General features: G+C 38.9%; 25 protein-coding genes, 2 tRNA genes and 1 pseudogene. 13 read left to right on the forward strand and 15 right to left on the reverse strand.

What is annotated here, in order from left to right; translation table 11 throughout:
* On the reverse strand, positions 1–837 hold an 837-nt coding region (locus tag I6F10_RS17655), incomplete at its 3' end, for an IS256 family transposase (protein ID WP_231620000.1).
* A gap of 380 nt (positions 838–1,217) precedes the next feature.
* On the opposite strand from I6F10_RS17655, the gene I6F10_RS17660 reads away from it, so the two are divergent.
* The 8 genes from I6F10_RS17660 (at position 1,218) to I6F10_RS17695 (ending at position 7,242) form a co-directional block, all read left to right on the forward strand.
* Complete coding sequence (locus I6F10_RS17660; RefSeq protein WP_165744607.1) at positions 1,218–2,150, forward strand: CHAD domain-containing protein; 933 nt, start codon at positions 1,218–1,220, stop codon at positions 2,148–2,150.
* Positions 2,151–2,176: 26 nt separating this feature from the next.
* Positions 2,177–3,076 carry a DUF350 domain-containing protein gene (locus I6F10_RS17665; protein ID WP_165744608.1) on the forward strand — a complete coding sequence of 300 codons (900 nt, stop codon included), beginning with the start codon at positions 2,177–2,179 and terminating at the stop codon, positions 3,074–3,076.
* Between the two features lie 3 nt (positions 3,077–3,079).
* Positions 3,080–4,801 carry a polyamine aminopropyltransferase gene (locus I6F10_RS17670; RefSeq protein ID WP_197099191.1) on the forward strand — a complete coding sequence of 574 codons (1,722 nt, stop codon included), beginning with the start codon at positions 3,080–3,082 and terminating at the stop codon, positions 4,799–4,801.
* A gap of 79 nt (positions 4,802–4,880) precedes the next feature.
* Positions 4,881–5,294 carry a YjfI family protein gene (locus tag I6F10_RS17675; protein WP_004335098.1) on the forward strand — a complete coding sequence of 138 codons (414 nt, stop codon included), beginning with the start codon at positions 4,881–4,883 and terminating at the stop codon, positions 5,292–5,294.
* Between the two features lie 24 nt (positions 5,295–5,318).
* A complete protein-coding gene (locus tag I6F10_RS17680) occupies positions 5,319–6,011 on the forward strand; it encodes a PspA/IM30 family protein (RefSeq protein ID WP_004335088.1) in 693 nt (230 codons plus the stop codon).
* Between the two features lie 74 nt (positions 6,012–6,085).
* Positions 6,086–6,724: a hypothetical protein gene (locus I6F10_RS17685; RefSeq protein ID WP_197099192.1), complete on the forward strand. Its 639-nt coding sequence runs from the start codon at positions 6,086–6,088 to the stop codon at positions 6,722–6,724.
* The gene (locus tag I6F10_RS17690; RefSeq protein ID WP_149601916.1) at positions 6,721–7,041 is read left to right on the forward strand and encodes a hypothetical protein; all 321 of its coding nucleotides are present in this window, start codon (positions 6,721–6,723) and stop codon (positions 7,039–7,041) included. The genes I6F10_RS17685 and I6F10_RS17690 overlap by 4 nt, the downstream gene beginning before the upstream one ends.
* A 15-nt stretch (positions 7,042–7,056) precedes the next feature.
* Positions 7,057–7,242 (forward strand): hypothetical protein, encoded by a 186-nt coding sequence (locus I6F10_RS17695; RefSeq protein WP_024597424.1) that lies wholly within the window; start codon positions 7,057–7,059, stop codon positions 7,240–7,242.
* Positions 7,243–7,271: 29 nt separating this feature from the next.
* Here the strand turns inward: I6F10_RS17695 and I6F10_RS17700 are convergent, their stop codons facing one another.
* The 5 genes from I6F10_RS17700 to I6F10_RS17720 all read right to left on the reverse strand — a co-directional run bounded on the left by I6F10_RS17700 (position 7,272) and on the right by I6F10_RS17720 (position 10,367).
* The gene (locus I6F10_RS17700) at positions 7,272–7,673 is read right to left on the reverse strand and encodes a hypothetical protein (RefSeq protein ID WP_197099193.1); all 402 of its coding nucleotides are present in this window, start codon (positions 7,671–7,673) and stop codon (positions 7,272–7,274) included.
* Positions 7,674–7,683: 10 nt separating this feature from the next.
* Positions 7,684–8,217 carry a hypothetical protein gene (locus I6F10_RS17705; RefSeq protein ID WP_197099194.1) on the reverse strand — a complete coding sequence of 178 codons (534 nt, stop codon included), beginning with the start codon at positions 8,215–8,217 and terminating at the stop codon, positions 7,684–7,686.
* 109 nt (positions 8,218–8,326) lie between these two features.
* Positions 8,327–9,703, reverse strand: a complete 1,377-nt coding sequence (locus tag I6F10_RS17710; protein WP_165744614.1) for a class II fumarate hydratase — start codon at positions 9,701–9,703, stop codon at positions 8,327–8,329.
* Between the two features lie 11 nt (positions 9,704–9,714).
* On the reverse strand, positions 9,715–10,080 hold the full coding sequence (locus I6F10_RS17715; protein ID WP_231619999.1) for a hypothetical protein: 366 nt from the start codon (positions 10,078–10,080) through the stop codon (positions 9,715–9,717).
* Between the two features lie 101 nt (positions 10,081–10,181).
* Positions 10,182–10,367: a hypothetical protein gene (locus I6F10_RS17720; protein ID WP_165744616.1), complete on the reverse strand. Its 186-nt coding sequence runs from the start codon at positions 10,365–10,367 to the stop codon at positions 10,182–10,184.
* A 200-nt stretch (positions 10,368–10,567) separates the two neighbouring features.
* Between I6F10_RS17720 and I6F10_RS17725 the strand changes: the two genes are divergently transcribed.
* Complete coding sequence (locus tag I6F10_RS17725) at positions 10,568–11,158, forward strand: DUF938 domain-containing protein (RefSeq protein ID WP_165744618.1); 591 nt, start codon at positions 10,568–10,570, stop codon at positions 11,156–11,158.
* On the opposite strand, the gene I6F10_RS17730 is transcribed toward I6F10_RS17725, so the two are convergent.
* From I6F10_RS17730 to I6F10_RS17745, 4 genes and pseudogenes are all read right to left on the reverse strand, one after another.
* Complete coding sequence (locus tag I6F10_RS17730; protein WP_165744620.1) at positions 11,135–12,274, reverse strand: GNAT family N-acetyltransferase; 1,140 nt, start codon at positions 12,272–12,274, stop codon at positions 11,135–11,137. The two genes, I6F10_RS17725 and I6F10_RS17730, sit on opposite strands and share 24 nt — an antisense overlap.
* A gap of 6 nt (positions 12,275–12,280) precedes the next feature.
* Complete coding sequence (locus I6F10_RS17735; protein WP_165744621.1) at positions 12,281–13,669, reverse strand: alpha/beta hydrolase; 1,389 nt, start codon at positions 13,667–13,669, stop codon at positions 12,281–12,283.
* Positions 13,659–16,379: pseudogene (locus I6F10_RS17740) on the reverse strand (ATP-binding protein). The gene I6F10_RS17735 and the pseudogene I6F10_RS17740 overlap by 11 nt, the downstream one beginning before the upstream one ends.
* A 72-nt stretch (positions 16,380–16,451) precedes the next feature.
* Positions 16,452–16,907 (reverse strand): Lrp/AsnC family transcriptional regulator, encoded by a 456-nt coding sequence (locus I6F10_RS17745; protein ID WP_024604725.1) that lies wholly within the window; start codon positions 16,905–16,907, stop codon positions 16,452–16,454.
* Between the two features lie 136 nt (positions 16,908–17,043).
* Here I6F10_RS17745 and I6F10_RS17750 point away from each other — a divergent pair, with 136 nt between their 5' ends.
* Positions 17,044–18,213, forward strand: coding sequence for a PrnB family protein (locus I6F10_RS17750; protein ID WP_165744624.1), 1,170 nt, complete (start codon positions 17,044–17,046; stop codon positions 18,211–18,213).
* A 1-nt stretch (position 18,214) separates the two neighbouring features.
* Positions 18,215–19,339 (forward strand): aminotransferase class V-fold PLP-dependent enzyme, encoded by a 1,125-nt coding sequence (locus tag I6F10_RS17755; RefSeq protein ID WP_165744626.1) that lies wholly within the window; start codon positions 18,215–18,217, stop codon positions 19,337–19,339.
* Here the strand turns inward: I6F10_RS17755 and I6F10_RS17760 are convergent.
* From I6F10_RS17760 to I6F10_RS17775, 4 genes are all read right to left on the reverse strand, one after another.
* Positions 19,323–19,811: an RNA-binding protein gene (locus I6F10_RS17760; RefSeq protein ID WP_024597153.1), complete on the reverse strand. Its 489-nt coding sequence runs from the start codon at positions 19,809–19,811 to the stop codon at positions 19,323–19,325. The genes I6F10_RS17755 and I6F10_RS17760 overlap by 17 nt on opposite strands.
* 674 nt (positions 19,812–20,485) lie before the next feature.
* Positions 20,486–20,578 (reverse strand) — tRNA-Ser (locus I6F10_RS17765).
* 110 nt (positions 20,579–20,688) lie between these two features.
* A tRNA-Ser gene (locus tag I6F10_RS17770) sits at positions 20,689–20,779 on the reverse strand.
* A gap of 218 nt (positions 20,780–20,997) precedes the next feature.
* Complete coding sequence (locus I6F10_RS17775; RefSeq protein ID WP_004335040.1) at positions 20,998–21,138, reverse strand: hypothetical protein; 141 nt, start codon at positions 21,136–21,138, stop codon at positions 20,998–21,000.
* A gap of 325 nt (positions 21,139–21,463) precedes the next feature.
* Here I6F10_RS17775 and I6F10_RS17780 point away from each other — a divergent pair, with 325 nt between their 5' ends.
* Positions 21,464–22,333, forward strand: a complete 870-nt coding sequence (locus I6F10_RS17780; protein WP_165744628.1) for a diacylglycerol/lipid kinase family protein — start codon at positions 21,464–21,466, stop codon at positions 22,331–22,333.
* Between the two features lie 37 nt (positions 22,334–22,370).
* Here the strand turns inward: I6F10_RS17780 and I6F10_RS17785 are convergent, their stop codons facing one another.
* Positions 22,371–23,300 (reverse strand): DMT family transporter, encoded by a 930-nt coding sequence (locus I6F10_RS17785; protein ID WP_197099195.1) that lies wholly within the window; start codon positions 23,298–23,300, stop codon positions 22,371–22,373.
* A gap of 102 nt (positions 23,301–23,402) precedes the next feature.
* Here I6F10_RS17785 and I6F10_RS17790 point away from each other — a divergent pair, with 102 nt between their 5' ends.
* A complete protein-coding gene (locus tag I6F10_RS17790; RefSeq protein ID WP_165744632.1) occupies positions 23,403–24,845 on the forward strand; it encodes an aminotransferase-like domain-containing protein in 1,443 nt (480 codons plus the stop codon).
* The last annotated feature ends 118 nt before the right edge of the window (positions 24,846–24,963 follow it).

A 24,963-nucleotide genomic window follows, 5' to 3' on the forward strand; every position in this document is an offset into this window, starting at 1 on the left:
CAGCTTCAAATCGGCCGTCACGGCTTTATAATCTTTCCATGAGACATATTTCAATGAGTTTCGAACCATATGCACTATACACAATTGAACATGAGTTTGCGGGTAAGCAGTATTAATTGCACCAGGAAATCCCTTCAGCCCATCTACGCACGCGATTAAGATATCTTCAACGCCCCGTTGGCTTAATTCGGTGAGCACGCTCAACCAAAACTTAGCCCCTTCATTTTCTGAAATCCACATGCCAAGCAATTCTTTATGGCCGTCAATATTAATACCTAAAGCAAGGTAAATAGACTTTTTGATAACGCGCTTATCTTGGCGTATTTTTACAACCAAGCAATCCAAATAAACAATAGGATAAATCGCATCCAGGGGGCGAGATTGCCATTCAGTGACTTGCTCCATAACAGCGCTGGTAACACGTGACAGCAATGTGGTAGAGATATCAGCGCCATACCACTCATGAAAGGCATTCACGATATCGCGTGTGCTCATTCCTTGGGCATACAGCCATAAAATTTTATCATCCATTGAGGTGAATCGAGATTGATGCTTTTTAACAAGCTGTGGCTCAAAAGAGCCTTCACGGTCGCGGGGCGTATCAAGCTCAAACTCACCGTCTTCTGTCTTGATACGCTTACTTGTTTTACCATTTCGGCTATTACTGCTCGTGGATTTACTGTGTTTTTGATAGCCTAAATGTTCATCCATTTCTGCATTAAGTGCGGCTTCAACAGTTATCTTTTTTAACATCTGACTAAATTTATTTAAATCGTCAGGTGTTTTAATACTTTTAGCTGCTTCTTTTGCAAACGCTTCGAGTTCTTCTTTATTCATGTTCATCGCCTAATCCTTAAACTCTTTTTAGAGTAAATAATGATAGGCAGTTACACAAAATTAGTTACATCCTCAAAACCGTTGTTATTATAATAAATTTATATCGAATACTATGAAGCATCAAATCTAACCCTTAACCATCATTTAATTATGTTTTAGTTATTATTGTGTAATCAGGCAATCCATAATTACAAAAAAGTTACTTATTACGCCCTTTGTAGCACTAAAACCTTAACATTGAGAATGCTTTTAAATTCATATACTAAATATAGCTGTTTATTTAATTTTGTACTGACTTACTTTGTTGCAATTTCATTCTTGGTTTAATAAGTGACCTGTGTAAAACTACCTTAGTTAATTTAGTAAATCAGGTGACATGAATGTCGAATATTAAAGCTTGGAAACTTATAAGCCTGTTTTGTTTGTTCGCAGTGCTTATGGGTTGTCAATCTAAAGAAGAGCAGCTGCAACAAACAATTCAAGAGTCTATTAAAAAAGCAGATACAGAGCTGTCACAGCTTGGTACTGCGCTTGATAATGGGAATGTGCGCAATGCTGTATTACTTAAAGAATATGGCGAGCTCCTTAAAAAACAACAGCCAGAGCTTACAAAAGTTGTTGATGTAATTACCCTTGATGCAACGCGCCGAGGCGCACTTTATAGTGGTTTAATACAGCGACTTAAAGATATTAAAGGAACTTACTTAATTCCTCCTTACGAAGATACGTTGCATAGTATTGATTTGTTGCGTGATGCGTCTAAACCTACGCTATTTTCTGATGCGTTAACCGATCCTATTAATATGCTAGCTGATATGTCCAAAGGCACTTTAGCGCGTGTAGGCGCAATTAGTAAGCAAGCTGAAGGTGAGGGTGTTGGTAACCAAATGGTAGGTAACCCTAACTATGGTAACTGGCAAACAAATAGTAATGGTATTAGCTTTTGGCAATGGTACGGCATGTACCGTATTTTAGGCGATGTATTTGACCGTGTTGAATATGGAAGTTGGAGCAAACGCCGAAAGTATAGTTATTACAATGACTATGGCCGTTCGCGTTACTCAAGCCCTAAACAAATTAAAACCCAAAGCGCGCTAGAAACACGCACGCGCCAAACATACCAACGCCAAGGTAAGCAGTTTACAAGCCCTTATGCGAGTAAAAAAACAGGTGCATCCGGTTTAAGCCGTAGTAGTTATACGCCACCAAAAAGCCGCAGTAGTTATTCTCGTTCGAGCAGTTATAGCAATAGCTCAGGATCGGTGCGTGATAGCGGTAGCAGAACCTCTCGTGGCGTGAGCCGTGGTAAGTAAAAGAATAAAGTTGGAGTTAGAATAATATGTATGAATTTAATGGAATAACTATGTGGTCGCTACAAGCATTGGCGATTGATTTTGCAATTATTGTTTTATTATTTGTAAGCCTTAAATATATAAAAGGTTGGGTTTCAAACTTACACGCAAATGATGAAATAACAGAGCGTGATAACTTTGCTTTTGGTATTAGCTTTGCCGCTGGTTTAGTGGCACTGGCGATTGTATTAACAGGTGTAAGTAGTGGTTCTTTTGCTGCAACATTGCAACAAGAAGCACTGCAAATGTTAGCTTACGGCGCATTAGCAATTGTACTTATTAAGTTGGGTCACTTTTTTCAAGATAAAGTAGCGCTTCGTAAAGTAAGCCTGCACGACGAAATAGTTAAAGGTAACGTTACAGCTTCAATAATTGATTTTGGTCATGTTGTTAGCGTTGCAATAGTTATTCGCTCAGCACTTTTATGGGTGGCTACTGATGGCTGGCATGGTCTTCCAATTGTAATTGCTGCCTTTATTATAGGTAGTGTTGTATTACTACTTGTTAGCCAGTACCGAGTGCAGTTATTTAAGCGTACAAACAAAAGTGGCGACTGCCTACAACAAGCAATTGTTGATGGTAACTTAGCTGTGGGTATTCGTTACGCTGGATTTTTAATAGGTAGTGCATTAGCTATTACAGCTGCAACGGGTGTTGCGCCATACGCTGCTGATAACATTAATGCGAGTTTACTATACTGGGCTATTAGCGCTGTTGTGAGCCTTGTCGCATTTATTATTTTGCACTTAGTGACAATTAAAATAATTTTATCTGGTTGCGATATTTCCGATGAAGTTAATCGTCAAAAAAATGTAGGTGTAGCAGCTATTTCTGCAGCAGTATCATTTGCTGTAGGTATCACTATGGCAACCTTACTAGGCGCATAATCAGTGTCATCAACCAACACTCCCCCAAGTAAGTCTCGCTTACTTGGGCACGATATATTACTAATTACTGTTATGGCCGTGCTTGCTGGGTGCGGCCTTATTTATGAATACTTACTCTCTCATTATGCGGGCCGTGTACTTGGCTCAGTAGAAAGCGCTATTTACGCCATGATCGGTACTATGATTGTAGCAATGGGCTTAGGCGCTTTTTTAGCGCGTTGGTTTAAAGATGCATTTACCGCTTTTGCTTGGCTAGAAAGCATTATTGCTTTGGTTGGCATGGGCTGCATTTTAGCGATAGCGGGTGTAATAGCTGTAAGTTATTCTCTTCCTCATTTATTTTCGAGCATTTTTAATTTACCCCCAGATGTTGTACTTAATGGTTACGTATTTCAAAAGCTACAAGAGTGGTCACGTTTTCTACCTTATGTTTTTGGTTTAATACTGGGCTTATTTATTGGTATGGAAATACCGCTTATAGCGCGTATTCGTCAGCACGTTTATGGCCGTTTTTTAGAAAACAACGCAGGGACTATTTATGGTGCCGATTATATTGGTGCTGGTATTGGTGCCGCCATTTGGGTAAGCATCATGCTCTCAATGCCTATAATGCAAGCTGCGGCGTGGACGGCGTTATTTAATATCATCGCAGGACTCGCTTTTTTATGGCGCTATCACACCTATGTGCGCTTTGCTAAGGCACTTTTAGTTTGCCATATAGTACTGTTGGCATTGTTTGGCTTTATTTTAGTATTTGGCAGTAGCTGGATGAACAATCTAAGTAATGTTTTATACAAAGATAAGGTAATTTATTCGCAAGCAACTAAATACCAACACGTAGTTTTAACCGAAAGATTAAGCAAAAACCAACCTCAGCCAATCACCGATTTATATTTAAATGGGCGTTTACAGTTCTCAAGTATTGATGAGCAAATATATCATTCAATGCTGGTTTACCCTGCAATGCTTGCCTCTAACAGACACGACCGTGTATTAATAATTGGTGGTGGTGACGGGCTTGCACTTAGAGATGTTTTAAAGTGGCCTGTAAGTGAGGTAACGCTAATAGATTTAGACGCGCAACTACTCAATTTATTTGGTCATAAAGACGGTGACTTTACCCCGCCAGAGCACATCAATAAGCGATTACTACAGCTAAACAATAAATCGATGCAAGACTCGCGAGCCAACATAATTGTGGGTGATGCATTTTTAGAAGTTGAAAAGCTGCTTGATCAATCTAAGCAGTTCGACACCATCTTAATTGATTTACCGGACCCAAATCACCCTGATCTAAATAAAATGTACAGTGACTATTTTTATAATCATGTACGTCAGTTATTAGCACCCGATGGCGCAATGGCGGTTCAATCAACTTCACCTTACCACGCTAAAAAAGCGTTTTTAAGCATTGCTAAAACAGTTAAAGCCGCAGGGTTTGAGTATGTTGAGCAGTATCAGCAAAACATACCTTCGTTTGGGCAGTGGGGCTGGACTATAGCCACTAAAATGGGTCAGTCGGCCAGTGGCCGTATTAATGATGCAACGGCTATGCCTGTGCCATCAAGGTGGATTAGTAAAGAATATTTATTGGCAAGTTTTGTATTTCCTAACCACTACTTTGAACAAGTTAAAAGTATTGAGGTCAATAGGTTAGGATCTGGTCAGCTTTATGATTACTACCGAACTGCATGGCAAATAGAAAGCGAATTGTATAAAAACTAATAAAACATGGTTGACATAATATGTCGGCCGTGAGAATCTTAACTCAGACATAATATGTCAAACGACAAAAGGCAGAGACATGGAATTAAATGAACTTTCAATAAAATTAGCTTCTTTTGAAACTGAAGGCGCTAACTTTGAGTCTTTCTTGATTGCCAACCCAGGCGAGCAAGATGTTTTACAAGTCATTGTTGATGGAAATGATGAACTTCCAATTTTTGTTACACAAACGCAAGAGCAGTTGTTATGTATTAGCTACTTGTTTGACGAAGATGAAGTTAAGAGTGAATTACGCAACGAGTTAAACGAAACATTACTACGTTTAAACGTGCCAATTCCACTGAGTGCATTTGCTAAAATCGATAACAAATACGCGATTTTTGGTGCACTGTCGGTAAATTCATCATTAGATGACGTTACCCACGAACTAGTGACATTAGCCGATAACGCTATCGATGCACTAGAAGCCGTGACCTTGTATTTAAACGATTAATAGCCAGTTAGTGGAGTTAAGATTATGAGTATTTTAAAAAAATTATTTACAGCAGTACGTGGCGGCGCTCGTGAAGCAGGCGAAGCAATTGTAGACAAAAATGGCATCCGTATTTTTGAGCAAGAAATTGCAGACGCGCAAAATGCACTTCACCGCGCTAAAAAAAGCCTTACAGAAGTAATGGCTAAAGAAATGCAAACTAAGCGTAAAATTAGCGCTGTAGATGCATCAATCGCGGAACACGAAGCGTATGCAGGCCAAGCTCTTGAAAAGGGCAACGAAGCGTTAGCATTAGAAATTGCAGAAAAAATTGGTGACTTTGAAGCTGAAAAAGCCGAAAACGAGCAAGTATTATCTGGCTTTAGTAACCATATCGTTGCGCTTAAGCAGCAAGTTAAAGATGCTGAAAAATCGATTAAAGAGAATCAGCGCCAGCTTACAATGGTTAAAACCACTGAAAGCGTACAGCAAGCAACAATGGCTGTTAACAGCACGCTTAATACAAACAGCTCGTCTATGACATCGGCTCGTCAATCGCTTGAACGCATTAAACAGCGTCAACAAGATCGTAGCGACCAGCTTGGTGCTGCAAAGCAACTTGAGTCAGACGTAAATGGCGATGACTTAAAAGCAAAAATGGCTGAAGCAGGCATTGGCGACACAAGTCCAAAAAGTGCTGATATTTTAGCTCGCATCAAAGCGAAGCAAAATAGCTAACCATTACGTTTATACTTTAAAAAGGTAACCGAGTTTTGCTCAGTTACCTTTTTTGCTTAGAAGGCAGCCTTCCTATGTTTAATTTTTTCAAATCTAAAAAAGAGCCAGAGCGTCAGCTTAATCATCCGAGCGAGCTTAAAAAAGGCGACATGTTTAGCGTTATCGACTCATTTGCTTATCCGGCATGGTTAAAAGGTGAAATGCTACGTGTTACTGATATTCAGACTTACCAATATCAGCACAGCAGCGATACTGAATTTGTACTTGAGACAAATAGCGGCCAAGTTGTATTTTTACAAATTGAGCAAGATGACGGCGAGCAGTGGGCTAACTTTTCTATAAAAATTCAGCGAAACGAAGTTGAAGAGATATTTGGCCTTGATGAGTTTGCACGTATTTTTGATGAAGAGTCGTTAACCCACATTACAGTGCAAAATAGACCAGAGCGCTTTATGCAGTTCTTAGCTAAAAGTTATCAACAAAGCCAGTCGCCTTATGTGTGTTATTTCCATAATAAAGATTACCGCAACCAAACATTGCCTCGCTATGAGCAAGAAGGTGGTGAACCATGTGAAATGATTTGTTTAGCATCAGATAATGAAGGCTTTGGTTTAAATATCGAAATTTGGGATGGCGGCGAAACCGAAGTATCGCTAACGCTCATGCGTCCAATGTCAGACATTGTAGACTTGTTTCCCGGAGATGCTAAGTGAGAGATGCTAAAGACAAGTGGTTACGTCAGGAACAAGCTGTGCGTGCCACACAAATGGCATTTGATCTAAGCAGTGAAGTTCAAAAGCTGATAAAAAAGCAAGCTATTGACCAAGAGTTAACGCCGTCAGATATGATCCGTAAAATACTTGGCTTAGATGTAAAATCTAAAAAAACGCGTCAACGTTTATCGTTTAATTTAAATGATGATGAGATTGCGCAACTAGCCAGTCGCTTTGATGTCCCAAGTGATGATAAGCGAGCCGTAAAACAACAAGTAGCTGACTTACTAATTGCTCACACTAAAAAAACTAAGTAGTTGCACTAGATTATTATGAATATTACTCTAATTGCTTATCTACTTATTTTTGCGTTGTTTGGTACTGCGGCGAGTTATTTTGTACGCTTTATTTATGCATATTGGGTGCTTAAAACAATGCCCATGAAGTACATTATAAAAGCGGGTATTTGCGTGGTGCTGGTGGTTGTAATTTCAGCGTTAATTCCGTATTTAGGTTAACGCTGAGATTAGATTATACGCAACCGCTTTTATTTTATATCAAACGACTGGCATTGGTGATTAATACACAGCGATTGCACTTTAAGTACTGGTGAACAATCGGTTAAGCCTTGTGCTTTATTTTGTATTTTTTCTTGTTTTGTTATTTGTTGAGCAAGCTGTTCAGCTTCTTCTTGAGATGTGTTCAGCGTTGAATAAACAGCATACTTACTCGGTCCGCCGCATGCGCGGGCGCCCACTTCAAGTACTTTGCACTGAAAACTTGCGGTGCAGCTGTTATTACTCACCATGTTACTAAGATCATAGTTTAAGTCAGACAAGTTTTTACTTTGCTCATTTGACGTCACAGTACTAGCACAACCACTTAGTAATAAAATGCTGCTAGCAATGCTTAAAATTGATAGTTTAATTGCCGATGGTAAACAACTCATAACGTTATCCTTAAAATGCACTTACCGCTGAGCCTTCAAGTTTAACACATTTATTTTCAACACACTGCGTGCTTGGCGTTGTTAAATGCTGACAAATGCTCATCATCCCTTTTTGTGAATTATAACTACTTTCAAGCTTAGTAATTTTATCGCTAAGGGCTGCTACTTGTTTTTCAGACGCTGATTTTGTTGAGTACACAATAAAGCTGCTTGGCCCACCACATGCGCGACTGCCTACTGCACTTATTCTGCATTGAGTGCTGGTATCACATTGCGTATCTGTAATTAGCGTATTTAATTCGGCTTTAGCTGTTTTTATATCGTCTATTGAAACGTTTTTTAAATCGTTTATTGAAACGCTTTCAGCAATTACATTATTTTTTGTATTTTCTTGTAATTGAGTGTTTTCTTTTAGCTTTTGCAGCTCTTGCTTTGGCGCTTCAGTTTCTGAGGTTATTGTTACTTGCTGCGTTTCAGTTGGCGTTTTATCTAAGCATGCAGTTAAACAAAGTGGTAAAAGTATGGCTAACAATGGGGTACGCATAACAAACCTTGATAGTGATGAAATATTCATCACTATCATACACGGTGCATTTTTTACGGCAATAAAAACTATATTATCAAGTAATTAAAGCCGTGAAAAATATCGTTTATTAAAGTCCACCCTGCGTTAGTTTGGTGGGATTAAGTAGCTTTTCGAGTTCACTGCGTGGTAAATCGGTTTCTTGTTCGGCTACATCAATAATAGGGCGGGCTTCATTATAAGCCTGCTTTGCTATTTTTGCTGCTTTTTCATAACCGATCACCGGATTGAGCGCAGTCACTAAAATTGGATTTTTAGCGAGTGCTTTATCTATATTAGGCTGATTTACTTTAAAGCTGGCAATGGCTTTATCGCCCAATGCTTGTGCGCTATTGGCAAGTAATTCTATGCTTTGCAAAATATTATACGCAATGACTGGCAGCATAACGTTTAGCTCAAAATTACCCGCTTGGCCTGCTACTGTAATGGTCGCGTCGTTACCGATTACTTGTGCGCTTACCATGACTGCGGCTTCTGGTATTACCGGATTTACCTTGCCAGGCATAATAGACGAGCCCGGTTGAAGTGCTTCTAGCTCTATTTCGCCTAAGCCCGCAAGTGGTCCTGAGTTCATCCAGCGTAGGTCGTTCGCTATTTTCATTTGTGCTACAGCGAGTACTTTTAATTGCCCCGAAAGCGCTACTATGGCGTCTTGTGAGCCGATGTTATAAAAAAAGTTACTACTAGGCGTAAATCTAATGCCTACATTGGCACTCAGGTTTTCTGCAAATTTGGCTGCAAACTTAGGGTCTGCATTTATTCCTGTTCCAACAGCTGTACCGCCTTGTGCCAGTTCGCATACACGCTCTAAGCTATGTCTAATTCCTGCTGCGGCATGGTTAACTTGTGACTGCCATGCACTTAGTGTTTGATCAAATGTAACAGGCATTGCATCCATTAAATGCGTACGGCCCGTTTTAACTATATGGCCTACTTCAGCTTTTTTCTTTTCTAGGCTTTGCGATAAGTTTTCAAGCGAAGGAAGTAATTCATACACTACATTTATTGCGCTACTGAGTGCGATAGCAGTAGGGACTACATCGTTAGAACTTTGCCCCATGTTTACATCATCATTAGGGTGAATGCTTTCACTGCCTAATCGGCTAGCAAGCGTTGCAATAACTTCGTTGGCATTCATATTTGAGCTTGTGCCCGAACCGGTTTGAAAAATATCAACGGGGAAATGCTCAACATGCTCGCCATCAATAATACTTTGACAAGCTTGCTCAATAGCATTTGCTTTGTCTTTACTTAAATGGCCAAGCTCGCAGTTACTTTGCGCAGCAGCTTGTTTTATATAAGCCAGTGCAGTGATAAATTGCTTTGGCATAGATAAGCCACTAATGGCAAAGTTATTAACTGCTCGTTGTGTTTGCGCCTGATAAAGCGCATCAGTAGGTACTTGTAGCTCGCCCATGCTGTCTGATTCTGTTCTAAAGTTGCTCATAAGTGTGCTCCTTAAAAAGGGTTGAATTCGTGACTAAGAATACGAGCTTCACGCTCAAGTATTAAAAATTGTGCAGTATTGTTATGCACCTTATAAAACCGTTTTAATGCTAATAATGGTTTGTATAGCTGCTCTAAACATTGTTTACGAATAGCATTATGTATAAGAGGGTCGCACATTTTGTTCATAATTTCATGGTGTGTGCGCCTAAGATAAAACTCTTGAAGCAAGGGATTATGTTGTTGCTCAAATTTTTTGGCGACGTTAAGGGCGGTTTCTATGTAATCGGCAACGAGCATGGGTGCATGCAGGCCAGGTCTTAAGCAATGACAAGAGAGTTCTTGATGGCAACGATGCTGGGCATAATTTGAATACATAAAAAAACCGACTCAAGTTAACGATAATAGTTATCATTACATTTAATCGGTTTCAGTGTAAACAGTTATTATAAAAATTATTTGCGATACTAATTTGAGTATTAATTGTAGCCAAGAATAAATATCTGATCTGTTTCATGTTTGGTCATCGCCTGTTGATTATGTTTAGGGTGCGAAAGTAAATCGATTACTGTAGCTCTCATATCAACGACGTAACTATGATCGTCGGTGGTTTTTTCGGTTATAGCAATGGCCGCGTCTACAGCGGTATAAGGGGGTATATGCATAATTTTATCCTTTGAAATTTAATATAAGTTAAACCCTTTAGTGGGTTAACAATATAAAAGCATATTACGTACCAACCATAATGAACCAGCTCAACCATATGATAGTTATAGTATTTAAAAATTACCTCTTTTTCATCACGACAAAATAAGCTAAATTTGCTTTACTGTTGTGCATTAATCTACAATTTTGGTGCACAGTAATGACAAAGCCATTTTCACAAGCCTGTGAAAACAATAAAACCCCTATTTTAGAGCAATTAAAGGACATATTAAAAAATACTAAAACAGTACTCGAAGTCGGATCAGGAACAGGCCAGCATAGTGTGTTTTTTGCAGAGCAATTACCACATTTACAATGGCATACAAGTGATCGCGCTATAAACCACGAAGGGATTAATTTATGGCACCGCGAAGCTAATTTAACTAATTTACATGCACCACTTGAGCTTGATTTAAATAATGAATGGCCTGTAGATAAGGTTGACGCTATTTATACTGCAAACACATTTCATATTGTAAGTTGGCAATTAGTTGAACGTTTTTTTGATGGTGTTAAACGTCACTTAAATAGCGACGGTATGTTGTGTATTTACGGACCATTTAAGTACCAAGGTGAATTTACCAGCCCAAGTAATGATGACTTTAGTGCCTTTTTAACAGAGCGCGATCCGTTAAGTGGAATAAGAGATTTTGAAGCAGTTGAACAACTAGCTAAGCAAGCAGGGCTTACGCTTATTAGCGATACTGCCATGCCTGCAAATAATCAGTTACTCGTTTTTAAACGGCAGTAATGAGCTACATTGCTCTTTATATATATCAATATGCCCGCGTTCACGCTTTAAGTAGTCGCTTATTGCATTACTGAAATCGCCATCAACAATATGGTGAGCAGAGTAGGTAAGTACGGGTTCAAATCCGCGTGCTATTTTGTGCTCACCTTGTGCTCCCGAATGAAAGCAGCTGAGTTTATGCTTTATTGCAAACTCAATACCTTGGTAATAGCACAACTCAAAGTGAAGCGAATCTACTTCCTCACTTGCTCCCCAGTAGCGCCCATAAAGCGTATTCTCACCTACTAAACTAAGTGTTGCAGCAATCACGTTGTCGTCTTTTTTGGCCAGCATAATAACGAGGTTATTAGCCATTAATGCATGTAAAAGCGTAAAAAACTCCATATTTAAATAGCCCAAATGACCAGATCGCTTTAAGTAGGTACGCTGATAAAACTCACAAAACAATTGCATTATCTCGGGCGTAATTTGCGTTCCTTGCAGCCATTCAATATCAATATTTTGTTGCGCTATTTTAGCTCGCTCTTTTTTAAGGGATTTACGTTTTCGTGAGTTAAGTATTTGCAAAAAATCGTCAAAGGTTTCAAAACCTTTATTAAACCACTGAAATTGCACACCCACTCTTAGCATGGCGTGTTGCTCAGTTAATGATGTTGCTTGAGCTTGATCGCAAAAGTTAACATGCCACCCCGACCAACTTTGCTCAGCACTGTGTAAGCTAAGTTGCTCTGTAATGTACTGATACACCGCATTAGGGTTAGCGTGCTCGATAGCAATACGCTTGCCTTCAATAGGGCTAAAAGGAATGCCAGATAGCCACTTGGGATAATATTCTAAACCGTGTTTTTCGTATGCCTCAGCCCATGCCCAGTCAAATACATACTCGCCGTATGAATGACTTTTTAAATACCCGGGTGCAAGTGCAACGAGCGTATCACTTTCAAAAATAGCGAGGTGATGGGGCTGCCAACCACTTTTCTGTGTTACGCATTGGCTTTGTTCAAGGGCATATAAAAAAGCATGTTGAGTAAATGGTTCATCACCAAATAAACGTTGCCACTGCGCCTGATCAATCTCATTAATACTGCTAAACCATTGGTGCGAAAACGTTCCCATGACTACTTACCTTGTAGTTGTTCTAAGCTGTTCTACGTTTTTAATAAACGTACTAATTTGCATTTTAAGCTCGGTAAAATGAGGATTATAAGTTAAGCGCTGTAAAGCTGGATAGTGTTTTAAGTTGGCGCTTGTACGCTCTCCTAGTTGTGGGTTTTTAGTTGTTTTACATGTTTTATATAGGGACTCGTCGTTAATAAAGCTGCCACAATTGCGATAAGTTGCGTTAATTCCATAATGTGGATTTTGCGGTGAGTTAACAACAGCAATATGCGACATACCATGAACCTTTTTACATTGACGTGTTGTGCATTGCGGATTATTTACTGTGTAGTCACTAGCAAAGTCTGGCGGTAAAATATCAGTGCTTCCATAAAGTACTAAAGTATCGAGCGGCTTATATTTGATTGAATTACCTTGGTGTAATGCACTTAATAATTTTAGCGTGGCACGCGTATCTATCGTGGTATCAATATCGCTAAGTACACTAAAAATAGGTAATTTAAGTGCAGGGCGTTTGTTTAAGCTACTTACGCTTGCAAGAGACATTGCATCGTACGAAGCGGCAGCTGCAGTTAAAGGAAATGACTCATACTTAGCAAAGTCTACATCGGCGTCTTTATCAATCCAATTAACAAAGGGTATGGCATCAATCCACTTTGCTATCCAGCCGTACTTATTATGTGGCTCAGAGCCTGGCGAATAAAGCATAAGCGCTTTAATTTTAGGGGATACAGTGTGTTTGGTTGCGTAATCAATAAGTAACGCTGCACCGGTAGAGTAACCTGCGAGTATCACCTCATCAAAGTCTTGTACGGAGCGTTCAATACCGTATTTTATTGCTTGTTGCCATTGGCTAACGTCTACATTAAGTAAGGCACTTGCGGCGCTACCATGTCCTGGTAATAAAATAGTACGCACAGTATAGCCTTGCTGATAATACACTTGTGCTAAATCGTGATACGTAAAGGGGGAGTCAGTTAGTCCGTGGATTAATAGCGCAACTTTATTGCTGTTTGGATGCGTAAGCTCAAAAGGGGCAATAATATCTGCAATAGTAGGGTCAGGTTTTCGCGTACCTTGTGTTACTAATTGCTGATACGTTTGTGTAATAACAGGGCATGGCATATTTGCACGTGGATTGGCTTTATTTATATGTTTATATGCAAAATCTAAGTAATCGTTAAATGGCAAAAGGGCGTGGTAATTAAAGCGCTGGTGGTTGTGCTCATTTTCAAAGCGTAATAAGCCTTGTTGCTTACTTTTTGTTATAAATTTAAAGTCGCTCGCCTGCGATATACAGTTTTGAGCGACAGCTGTGTGAGAAAAAACACTTAAAACAAAACCCAAAAATACTCTTAAAACTATTCTTAAAATTAAACCACTATTGTTCATTAACTTCTGCATATTGGACAAGACACTCGGTTAGCTTAATGAGTTCAAGCGGTTTTGCAAGATGTTGATTAAATCCAACTGCTTGTGCATGTGCTTTATCCTCTGGCATTACGTCGGCAGTTAAAGCAATAATCGGGAGTTCTTGTTCGGTTTTAAACTGGCGGATCAGTGCCGTTGCTCTATAGCCATCCATTATAGGCATTTGGCAATCCATAAGGACTAAATCAAAATGTTGTTTTTTCACTATATCGACCGCCAACTCACCGTTTTCTACTATATACGGCACAATCCCTAACGAGCCAAGCATCGCTTTAATAACCATTTGATTTACTGGGTTATCCTCTGCGACCAAAATGTCTAGCGAAGTAATATTAGTATTATCAAATGTAATAACATGTTCTTTTTTAGGCTCTGTTGTTTCTAATCGTATTGAAAATGTAAAAGTAGAGCCTTTATCTATTTCACTTTTAAGTGTTATTTCTCCCCCCATTAGCTGGCTTAGCTCTTTAGCTATGGTTAAGCCAAGTCCTGTACCGCCAAACTGCCTTGAGGTAGAACTATCAGCTTGGGTAAATGCGTTAAATAATTTTTTATGCTGGCTTGGTTTTATACCTATTCCGGTATCACTAACGTTTATAACAAGCTTTACTTTATTGGCGGCAGTAAACTCTGTTTCTATGTTTAAAGCAACGCTGCCTTGGCTTGTAAATTTAATCGCGTTACTACATAAATTAAGTAATACCTGCTCAATTCGCATAGGATCACCAATAAACCAGGTATTTAAAGGTAGCTTTGAGTTAACTTGCCAGTTAATACCTTTGTTAACTGCGCTTTGTTCAAACATATTGTCTATGCGTGTTATTAAGGCACCTAGGTCGAATGCAATAGATTCAATAACTAACTTTTGGGATTCTATTTTTGATATATCAAGAATGTCATTAATTAAGTTTAATAAACTTTTAGATGATGAGTTTATTTTATCTAAATAGCCAATGAGTGTACTTGCACTGTCTGTTTCTCGGGCAAGTGAAGAGAAACCAATAACGGCGTTTAATGGTGTACGTATTTCGTGGCTCATATTCGCTAAAAATTGGCTTTTAGCCTGATTAGCTAAATCAGACTGCTGCTTTGCTTGTGCGAGTGAGTGTGTACGCTCTGCAACTTGACGTGTAAGTGCAATTTGTTGCTGATTAAACAGCAGTAAAACCATTAAAATTAAAGAACATACGGCAACTTGGAGTATGAGCAATAATAGAGTTAGTTGACTATTATGTTGTGTTAAAAAGCTTTCTTTAAGGGCTAGTTTTACAATCCATTTTTGCCCTGCAAAGTCCACGTCAAACGACATTAATCGGCTGCCTTTGGCTTGCTGAACATCCTGAGAGTAATTACTATAAAACGGCGGTGTGTTTGTATCTTCGTATATACCAATCGAAAACATATCAGACTGTTCTTTAGAAATGGCCTGCTCAATAATACTACGCACTAAAAATATACCAGTGGCATAGCCTTTAATTGTTTTTTCATCGTTATATTGGGAGTACACAGGGGCAAATAATAAATAGGCTGGTTTAGGTTGTTTGGTTTGCACCAACTGAATTATTTTAGTTCCGACTGGCATGTACTTTATAGCGGGGTTAAGCAGAGAGTTTTTTCGATCAGGGTTTGAAAATACATTAAAGCCAATAGCTTTTTGATTACCATTAAAAGGAGCTATGTATTTTACTATAACAAGGGGATCGTTAATTTCAAGAGGTTCGCCAACTATATCAATATCTAAATGGTAAATATTTGATATTTCTTGAGCAAAGACTTCTCGTTGATCTTGAGGTATTTTTGCATTCCACGATAAAGCGTTAATAAACTCGTATTGAGTTAGTAACTGACTAGCATAAGAATAAAAATCTTGCTGGCTCAGCATGGGAGATGATTGAACCTGACTTGCTAAGCTCTGCACTGCAATAATACTGCGATTTGTATATCTATAAAGGCTGTTTTCTATAACGTGGACTTCACGTTCGGCAATTTAAATAGTGCTTATACGATTTTCTTGATCGTATAACTGCGTTGTTACCGCGACTGATAAAAATAAAACTGAGCATACTGCAATTGTCGGAAATGCCGATATAGTATGTTGATTAGACTTTTGTGGTAATAAAGAAAGTAAAAATGGAGTTGCAATTAATACCCCTAATGTATCGCCAAGCCACCAGTAAATAACATTATTCCAATGATTATCAATACTGTAAATCGAGTTGAATTGGCTTAAGGCAAATACGCCAAAGTTAGCCGAAATTAAGCTGACCAATATTGCTATGACAAGGATAAAGTAAATTATATTCTTGCGCTTTTTAAAGCGCAGCGGGTGCCCAAGCCAATACTTTAAAAGAGCTGCGCCGACCATTGCCTGTATAACAACACCAAAGGCGATATACATAGCCTCGTTAAATGAGTTACCGACCAGGACTAGCTCATGAGCAGAACTGTCAAAAATATTAAGGTTAAAGGCAATTGCAGCTACAAATAAAGGCGGGATAAAGCGCCACCACCAAATATAACAACCGACTAGTGCTATGCCGGCAGGTAACCAAATTGGAATTATTTGCGAGTTAAAAGCAAGTTTAGTGAGTGCTATGCCGACTAAAAAATATGCTAAAGCAAACATGATATAAAAAATAATGGAATGATTTTTAGAGTTAAAATTTTTCACATAAGGTCCAAGCAATTATTATTGTCGTTTTGAAATATCAGTATAGCTAACAGTAAGTTATTTTGGTTATTTTTATAAAGGTAACTGTTTTTTGCTAAATGATTGTTTAAGCACAACTGTTGATTCTATATTTGCGATACAGCTTAAGCCACCTAGTTGATGTTTCACAAACGTTTCGTAGCTCTCAAGATCATGTGCAATGATTTTTAATAAATAATCATAGCTTCCTGATATTACACAACACTCTAATACATGTGGTAATTTTTCTACATGTTGCTCAAATTGCTCTGCAGCACTGACCGAGTTTTGGCTTAATCGTACAAACGCATATACCAATACATTAAGATTAAGTGCTTTGGGATTTATGGCGGCGTGGTAGCCGGTAATAATGTTTTCTTGCTCTAACTTTTTTATACGCCTTAAACAAGGTGTATCCGATAGGTTAATACTGCCAGCTAAATCTGAAACCGACATACGAGCTTGGCTTTGCAGTGCAATGAGTAATTGCTGGTCTTTTTTATCTAACATAGTTGTCGGCTTTTATTAATTATTTTTATATTTGTAGTGATTATTGCTAAGTATTGCAGTTTTTACTAATTTTTTTGGCGTTTTACCCTAATTGAACTCTGTTAGCATTTAACTATAAAAATAATAGAGCACACCAATGAACACACATACCGCTATTTTCGATCACTGGATACGAACAGAGTTTGTCACTTTAAATAGTGAATTAGAGCAGCTTTATTGGCAGCAAACCGATAAAGCAAATGTAGAAGGAATAGGTGAGGCCTTAAAGCAACAATTAGAAAAAGAAGGCAACGCATTAATTAGTAATTTATTAGCCGAGGGAAACACAGATCAAGGCTTTGATAGCGCTTTTGACTTACTCGGTAACGTAGGATTATTTATGGCAGCGTGTAGGCGCCATGAAATTACTGAGCCAAGCAGAGAAACCACTTCACCGCTAATTGAAGCCTCAGCGCTTGCTATGCATATAGGCGCATCCATTGGCGTAACCCCTCGTTTTGCTACCGCCCACTTAACTACTCATAACAAAGCACTTAACGGTATTTATAAACGATTTACTAATTTACCTGATGAAAAGCTGTTTCTTGATTACAACACCCAAGGTATTTTGGCCTACAAACGGGCAAGTGATGCTTTATTAAAAATATTGCCGTTAGGTATTTCACATCCCTTGTGTGGTGAGTTATTAAAAGTAGCTAAACAAGCGCTTATAGATGTAATTGAGTCAAACAATGCACTTTATTCTGAGCTCGATACAGATCGCTTTTTTAACTGCGTTCGCCCTTATTATAAACCGTACCGTGTAGGTAAAGAGGTTTACAGAGGAGCAAATGCTGGTGACTTTGCAGGCATTAACGTGATTGATATGCTGTTAGGGCTGTGTAGTGCAAACGAGCCTAGTTACTCGCAAATGCTGGTGGATAAGTTTTTATATATGATGCCAGAGGATCAACAAATCCTGCGAGAAGCCATGCGTATGCAAAGCTTTATGGATGACTTTTTACAAGCAGAGCCATATAAAAATACAGATTGGTTTAAAAGCCACGCAACGTTATTTATTCAAGTGTGTAAATTACATGGCGACACCGCAGTCGGTCATCATAATCAACTGGTTGAAAAGTTTATTGCTCAGCCTTCAAAAAATATGCAACAGCAGCATATGAGCAAGGTAACAGCAAGTGGTCCGCCGCTTAATGTGTTACTTGATTCGCTCGAAAAATTAAGAGATAGGCGAGCTAGCGCAAAACGCGACGATATAAAAACACGTTTTGACGATCTAAATACACTTAAAGAATGGGTTAAATAGCATGCTTAAAGATGATTTTTGTATGGCTGATGGCTGTTATTTACTAAACCACTCGGTAGGGCGTCCTCTTAAAAATACGCAGCAATATTTAGCACAGCACTACTTTTTACCGTGGGAGAGCTCAAATAAAGAACCTTGGCAACAATGGCTACCCGCAGTTGAGCAATTTACTACCGCGCTTGGTAAGTTATTTAATGCGCCTAGTTCGCAGTTTTGTCCTCAGGTTAATTTATCAAGTGGCTTAACAAAATTGCTTATGTCGCATCCACGGCTACAGCAAAAAAATTGTAAAGTGCTTATGGCGCAAAGTGATTTTCCGAGTATGGGTTTTGTAATGCAAAAAGCGTTGCCAAAGTGCGCGCAAATCATATTTATACCTGAGCACGAAAACCTAACAGATATTAGTGTTTGGCAGCGTTATATAACTTGTGATATCGATTTAGTTTTTATAAGCCATGTGTATTCAAATACAGGTGTACAGGCGCCTGTGTACGATATTGTAGCTATAAGTAAATTAACCAATAGTTTATCAATAGTTGATGTTGCTCAGTCAGCGGGTGTTATACCGCTTGATTTAAGCGTGCTCGATGCGGACTTTATGATTGGCTCGAGCGTTAAATGGTTATGTGGTGGCCCAGGTGCAGCTTATTTATGGGTTAACAAAAATCAAATAGAGTATTGTGAGCCTAAAGATGTGGGTTGGTTTTCGCATCAAAATCCATTTGAGTTCGATATTAACCACTTTGAATATAACGCCAGTGCGCTTAAGTTTTGGGGGGGCACCCCTTCTGTAGCGCCTTATATTATTGCCGCAAATAGTATTGCCTACTTTGCAGAGCTAACAGCTCACAAGGTAAGGGCGCATAACTTAGCGATGCTTACGCTTATTCATGAGCAACTAAGCGAATATGTTGCATCACCTATGATTGGTGATAAATGCAGCGGGACTGCTATTTTGTTTTTTAACAAGCAACAAGACCATGTACTTACAGAGCTTAATAAAGCGAAAGTTAGTGTAGATGCTCGCAAATTTGGAATACGAGTATCGCCACATATTTATAATACTCAAGAAGACGTTGCGCAATTTATTTCTATAGTAAAACGAGCGCTTAAGGGTTTTGGCTAAGCTGCTGCTTTCTTTGCTTTAATGACTCTATTTTTTGCTGCGTTTGACTAATTGATGCGTCGTAGGCTTGTTTTAATGAATTTGTTTTAGTTGCGATAGCATCAGCAATAGACGAAGCGCCTAAACGATTGGCCTTATCTTGGGTCATATAATCTATTTGTTGTTTTTTAGCTGCGTATTCTTTTTGGCTTTGTTCAATAGATAGCTCAAGGCGCTTTATTTCACGCTCTATTTGCTGAACCTCTAAGTAGTCATCAACAGAGGTATCGGTAATACCTTTACCGGGCGTAGAGCTTTTATATGCTTCAATTACATTTATATCTTTTAGAGTAATAACTTGTGCATCTTTAGCGCAAGGCGTTTGGCTAAAAGTAGGAACGCCCTTAATTACACACTTATACACTGTTGTACTTTGTGCCAAGGTAAAAAATGGTGCTGCCGCGCAAAATGATAGCAATATGAACCGGATCATAGCTAAACCTAAAAGTGGCTAAAGTTGTGTTAATAATGCCCTAAGTTATTACTAGGCACAATTTGTTTAGTTTTTATAAATTTTAGGCACAAAAAACACAATCAAGTGGTTTAAATTAAGTATGGTCCAGAGGGAGGGATAGACTTGCTTACATCCATGTAATCAATCGCTACGCGACGCTTGCAGCGGCCTAAAATATTCCAGACATTTTGTCGAACCCTGTCGAGGGTTCTCACCCTCCCAATTTAGTATCGGTGTTAAAATTTAGGCACAAAAAAACCACAATTAAGTGGTTTAAATTAAGTATGGTGGAGAGGGAGGGATAAGCTCGCTTACATCAATGTAATCAATCGCTGCGCGACGCTTGCAGCGGCCCAGAATGTTCCAGACATTTTATCGAACCCTGTCGAGGGTTCTCACCCTCCCAATTTAGTATCGGTGTTAAATTTTAGGCACAAAAAAACCACAATCAAGTGGTTTAAATTAAGTATGGTGGAGAGGGAGGGATAGACTTGCTTACATCCATGTAATCAATCGCTGCGCGACGCTTGCAGCGGCCTAAAATGTTCCAGACATTTTGTCGAACCCTGTCGAAGGTTCTCACCCTCCCAATTTAGTATCGGTGTTAAATTTTAGGCACAAAAAAACCACAATTAAGTGGTTTAAATTAAGTATGGTGGAGAGGGAGGGATTCGAACCCTCGATAGAGCTACAAACTCTATACTCCCTTAGCAGGGGAGCTCCTTCGGCCACTCGGACACCTCTCCAACGCATNCTCTATACTCCCTTAGCAGGGGAGCTCCTTCGGCCACTCGGACACCTCTCCAACGCATAACCGGTTGTATTGATGGAGTAAAAAAAGCCACCAATTAAAATATGGTGGAGAGATAGGGATTTGAACCCTAGATGGGCTATAAACCCATGCCGGTTTTCAAGACCGGTGCATTCGACCACTCTGCCATCTCTCCGTGACGCAGAATAATACTTAGGTGATACCGCTGTGTAAATAGCAAAATGACTGTTTGCCTAAAAAACATACGTAAATGAGGTTTTTTTTGTAAATAAGGGGAAATTAAGGCAATTTTTAATAAAATAAATAGGTTGCAGCAAACAATGGGAGCTAAATAAGTGACTTCATTTAGTGGTTGAGTGTTCGCTGCACCGAAAAATAATCATGGTTGGGTGATTATTTATATTGAGCTGCACCGCTAAGTGCTAGTCTTTTACCAATCGTGTTAAGTTTAGCTAACATTCTTGCTTTACGGTTAGTTGGTTTAACGGCTACTTGCGCTGCTGCTGTTTGATTTAATGTATTAATTGGTTTCATTATTTTGCTCCGGTTGTATCTGTTGAAATCGCGTGCATTTTGCACGTTGTTTGGTTAAAAATACAACGATAAAAATTGAGCCTGAGGGATTAGTTAAACTAATCTGAATTGATTTTATTAATATGCGATTCAGTAAGTTGCATTACTGTTTTTGCATAGCTATTTATATGGCGGTTGGTTTTAACCCCTTTGATGTTGGGGTTTTTGGTTTTTTAATTTATTTTTATGCATTTTATACAATGTTTTTTGATTATTTATTCAGATTAAAAAAATTTAATTAAACGTTTGTTATCTCACTCTAAAATACATTGCTGGAAACAAAAGCTTGTCACTACTTATAATTATTAAACCAAGTATCAAAAAACAGAGCCAAAAATCATTGGCATGGCTTAAAAATATCTGTAAAAAACGCAGCTTTTCTTATTGTATATTTACTACAACGGGAAGCTTTGACGATGACTGCGCTCAAATAAGGTTGTTACTGAGTAAATTTCCCAAAGTAGTTGCACTAGGTGGCGATGGGACATTGAACTTGGCGGTTAATGCGCTAATAGGCAGCAGCTGTTCGTTAGCATTATTACCTTGCGGTACAGGTAACGATTTCTCCAGAGGGTTTAATTGCAAAGAAGATGATTGGCGAAAGGCATTATTTAATACACCGACAGCAATTGATATAGGAAAAATTAATAGCCGCTATTTTATTAATATTGCAGGGGTAGGATTTGATGCTCATGTTATTAAAACAATTAACGAGAAAGCTAATTTTTCATCTTTTGATTACAGTTGGACGAGTATTAAAGAGCTATTTTATTATCAAGCTCAGCAGTTGCAAGGTACGTTTAATAACGATGTAAGGCAGTATCAAAATTTAATTACTGTATTTGCTAATCATAAGTACTTTGGTGGCGGACTAAAAATAGCGCCAAAAGCAGATTTAACTGATGGGCTGCTTGAGTGTTATCAAATGCGATCGGGTGGGCTTTTTTATAACGTAATAAGCTTTATTAAGTTATTTTTTAAGCGTCATGAGTATATAAAAAACCTTACCTATAGTCGCTTAAATACAGCTTCCATAAATACTGAAGGGCTATTGATTGAAGCAGATGGTGAGCTGATAGGTAAAACTCCTGCAGTTGTTAGTGTGCATGGACAGGCCTTACTTTTTCATATGCCAATAAAAAAGCGCCTACAGTAAAGTAGGCGCTTTTGCGTTAGTTGCGTTAATAACGCGTCTAACTGGGGACGGAGCCATTTTTAGCTATTGCTCTATTAGCTAAAAAGGCGTTAATTCGTTTTGTTGGGGTAAGCACAATGGCGTTACCTAATAGTACTAAGCTAAACCCTGCAAAGGTATTTGCGTGCCATTCAAACCCTTCAAAAAAACTACTTAGCGTTACTGCCACTAATGGAAATAAAACAATAACGTAGCTGGCTTTTTCGGGGCCAATATTTTTTAGTAGTGCAAAGTAGCAACCAAAAGCGATTACGGTGCCAAATATTGATAAGTAGAGTAATGATAACCAGTAACTCGGTGGCGCGTTTACACTAAATTGCACGTCATTCATTAATACATATAGCGCTAAGCCTACGGCGCTATATAACATGCCCCATGCATTACCTTGTAATACACCAATTTGCTTACGAGAATTTCGAACGCTTACCATATTTCCTAATGAAGCCACAAAGGTACCGCTAAGAGCAAGTAGTAACCCGACCAATGCACCATTACTTAAGTCGAACTGCTGTAACTGCGGCCAAAACAGGGACGTAATACCTAATACAGCAAGAACAGCTCCTGTATAAATTCGCTTTGAGATTGGTTTACCAAAAAATAGTCGAGTGTTAACTATGTTCATAACCAGCAGCATCGAAAAGGCAATGGAGCTCATGGCTGAGGTTAGGTAATTTTGTGCCCAGTAAAGCATTAAGTAATTTAAACCAAAGTTAAACAGAGCTAATAAAGCAAAAAAGCCATGATCGACTAATGAGAAACGCATGTCGGGTTTTTTGTACGCTACATACAACCACATTAAAAGCGCTGCAATAGCAAAGCGATAAAATAACGATAACTCGACTGCAATATCGCCTAGTTGAAATTCTATGGCTAACCAAGTAGAACCCCAAATTAAAACGGTTGTAATGTATAGCGCTGCACTTTTCATGGTTAGTCCTCAAAGCCCGATTGAATGGCTATTTTAAGACCTATCTGTATACTTACCATATACAGAAAAGTAAAAATGTAACCTATACAGATTTGGTGTGTGATGATAAGACAAAAAAATAGCCAAGGGCACGATTTTTTATATCAACAAGTTATTCAGTTAATTAGGGATATGAGTGCTCAACAAGTTTTACTCCCCGGCGAAAAACTACCATCACTACGTAAAATGGCAGATAACTTAAATATAAGTATTCCCACTGTAAAACAAGCGTATCAAGCACTTGAGGATCAAGGGCTAGTAGAGGCACGCGAAAAATCAGGTTACTTTTTAAAAGCTGTTAACGCCGCGCATAACTTACCTAAGCGAGTTAAATTGAGTCGCGAGCCTGTTGTGGTAAATAAACAAGCCTTAATAGAGCAGGTATACAGCGCCATTCATCAAGCTAACGTAGTCCCTTTTGGTATCGCTAATCCTATAGCCGCTGCACCTACCGATAAAGCACTGGCCAGAAATATGCGCCGAGTAATGACAATTGCCGGCAGTAAAGCCATTAACTATGGGCCAACAGATGGATTTGTGCCGCTGAAAAAGCAACTAGTGCATCGCTATCTAGATTTTGGCATTGGTATAAATATGGACGAGCTTGTGATCACCAATGGTGCACAGGAAGCCATGGCTATTGCGCTTAAATGTGTGACAAAGCCAGGCGATGTAGTTGCCATTGAGACGCCTTGTTATCACGGGATTATCGAGCTAATAGAGAGCTTAGGGCTTAAAGCGCTCGAAATACCACTGTGCCCAGATAATGGCATCTGGTTGAGCGATTTGGAACGCGCTTTGAATGAGCATGACATAAAAGCATGTTTATTCTCGACTGCAATTAGCAACCCTGTAGGCAGCTTTATGCCAGATAAAAACAGACAGCAGCTGGTGGAGCTACTTGAAAGTCATGACGTAGTGCTTATTGAAGATGACGTATACGGCGATTTATATTTTACGGCAAAACGAGGCACACCAGCTTTAGCGTACTCTAAAAAAGGATTAGTGATTAGTTGCTCATCTTTTTCTAAAACCGCAGCGCCGAGCTATCGTGTAGGTTGGTTAGTTGCGGGTAAATTTGCAACGCAAGCAAGGCGATATAAAAGAGCACTAAGTTGCTCTGCTTCGTTAATAAACCAATGGACGTTATCTGAGTTTATTGCCAGCGGCGAGTACGACCGAAATTTAAAAGTACTTAGGCAACGCCTGCGCGATAACAAAGAGCGTATGCGATGGTGCTTACAACAAGCTATGCCAAAAAATACACGTATAAGCGATCCAAAAGGAGGTTGCGTAATGTGGCTAGATTTAGGAGGCGAGTACGATAGCCAAAAGTTATTTTTACTTGCACTTGAAGTGGGTATTAGCATAACCCCAGGGCTTATTTTTTCAGCCTCTAATAAATATAAAAGCTGTGTAAGGTTAAGTTATGGTGTGCAATGGAACGCGCAAATTGAGCAAGCAATAGTTACATTGGGTAAGCTTACTTTATTAGCTAAAAAGTAAGTAACTATTCACCAAGACAAATTATTTTCTAAGGATCTTTTTTAGCTATTGACTGATCCTGCCAGTATGCCAAGCTAGAGCTATTACCCTATCGCTCTAGCTTTAATGAATTTAAACA

The organism is Pseudoalteromonas sp. SWYJZ98 (genome assembly GCF_015864495.1).
Taxonomy (GTDB): domain Bacteria; phylum Pseudomonadota; class Gammaproteobacteria; order Enterobacterales; family Alteromonadaceae; genus Pseudoalteromonas; species Pseudoalteromonas distincta.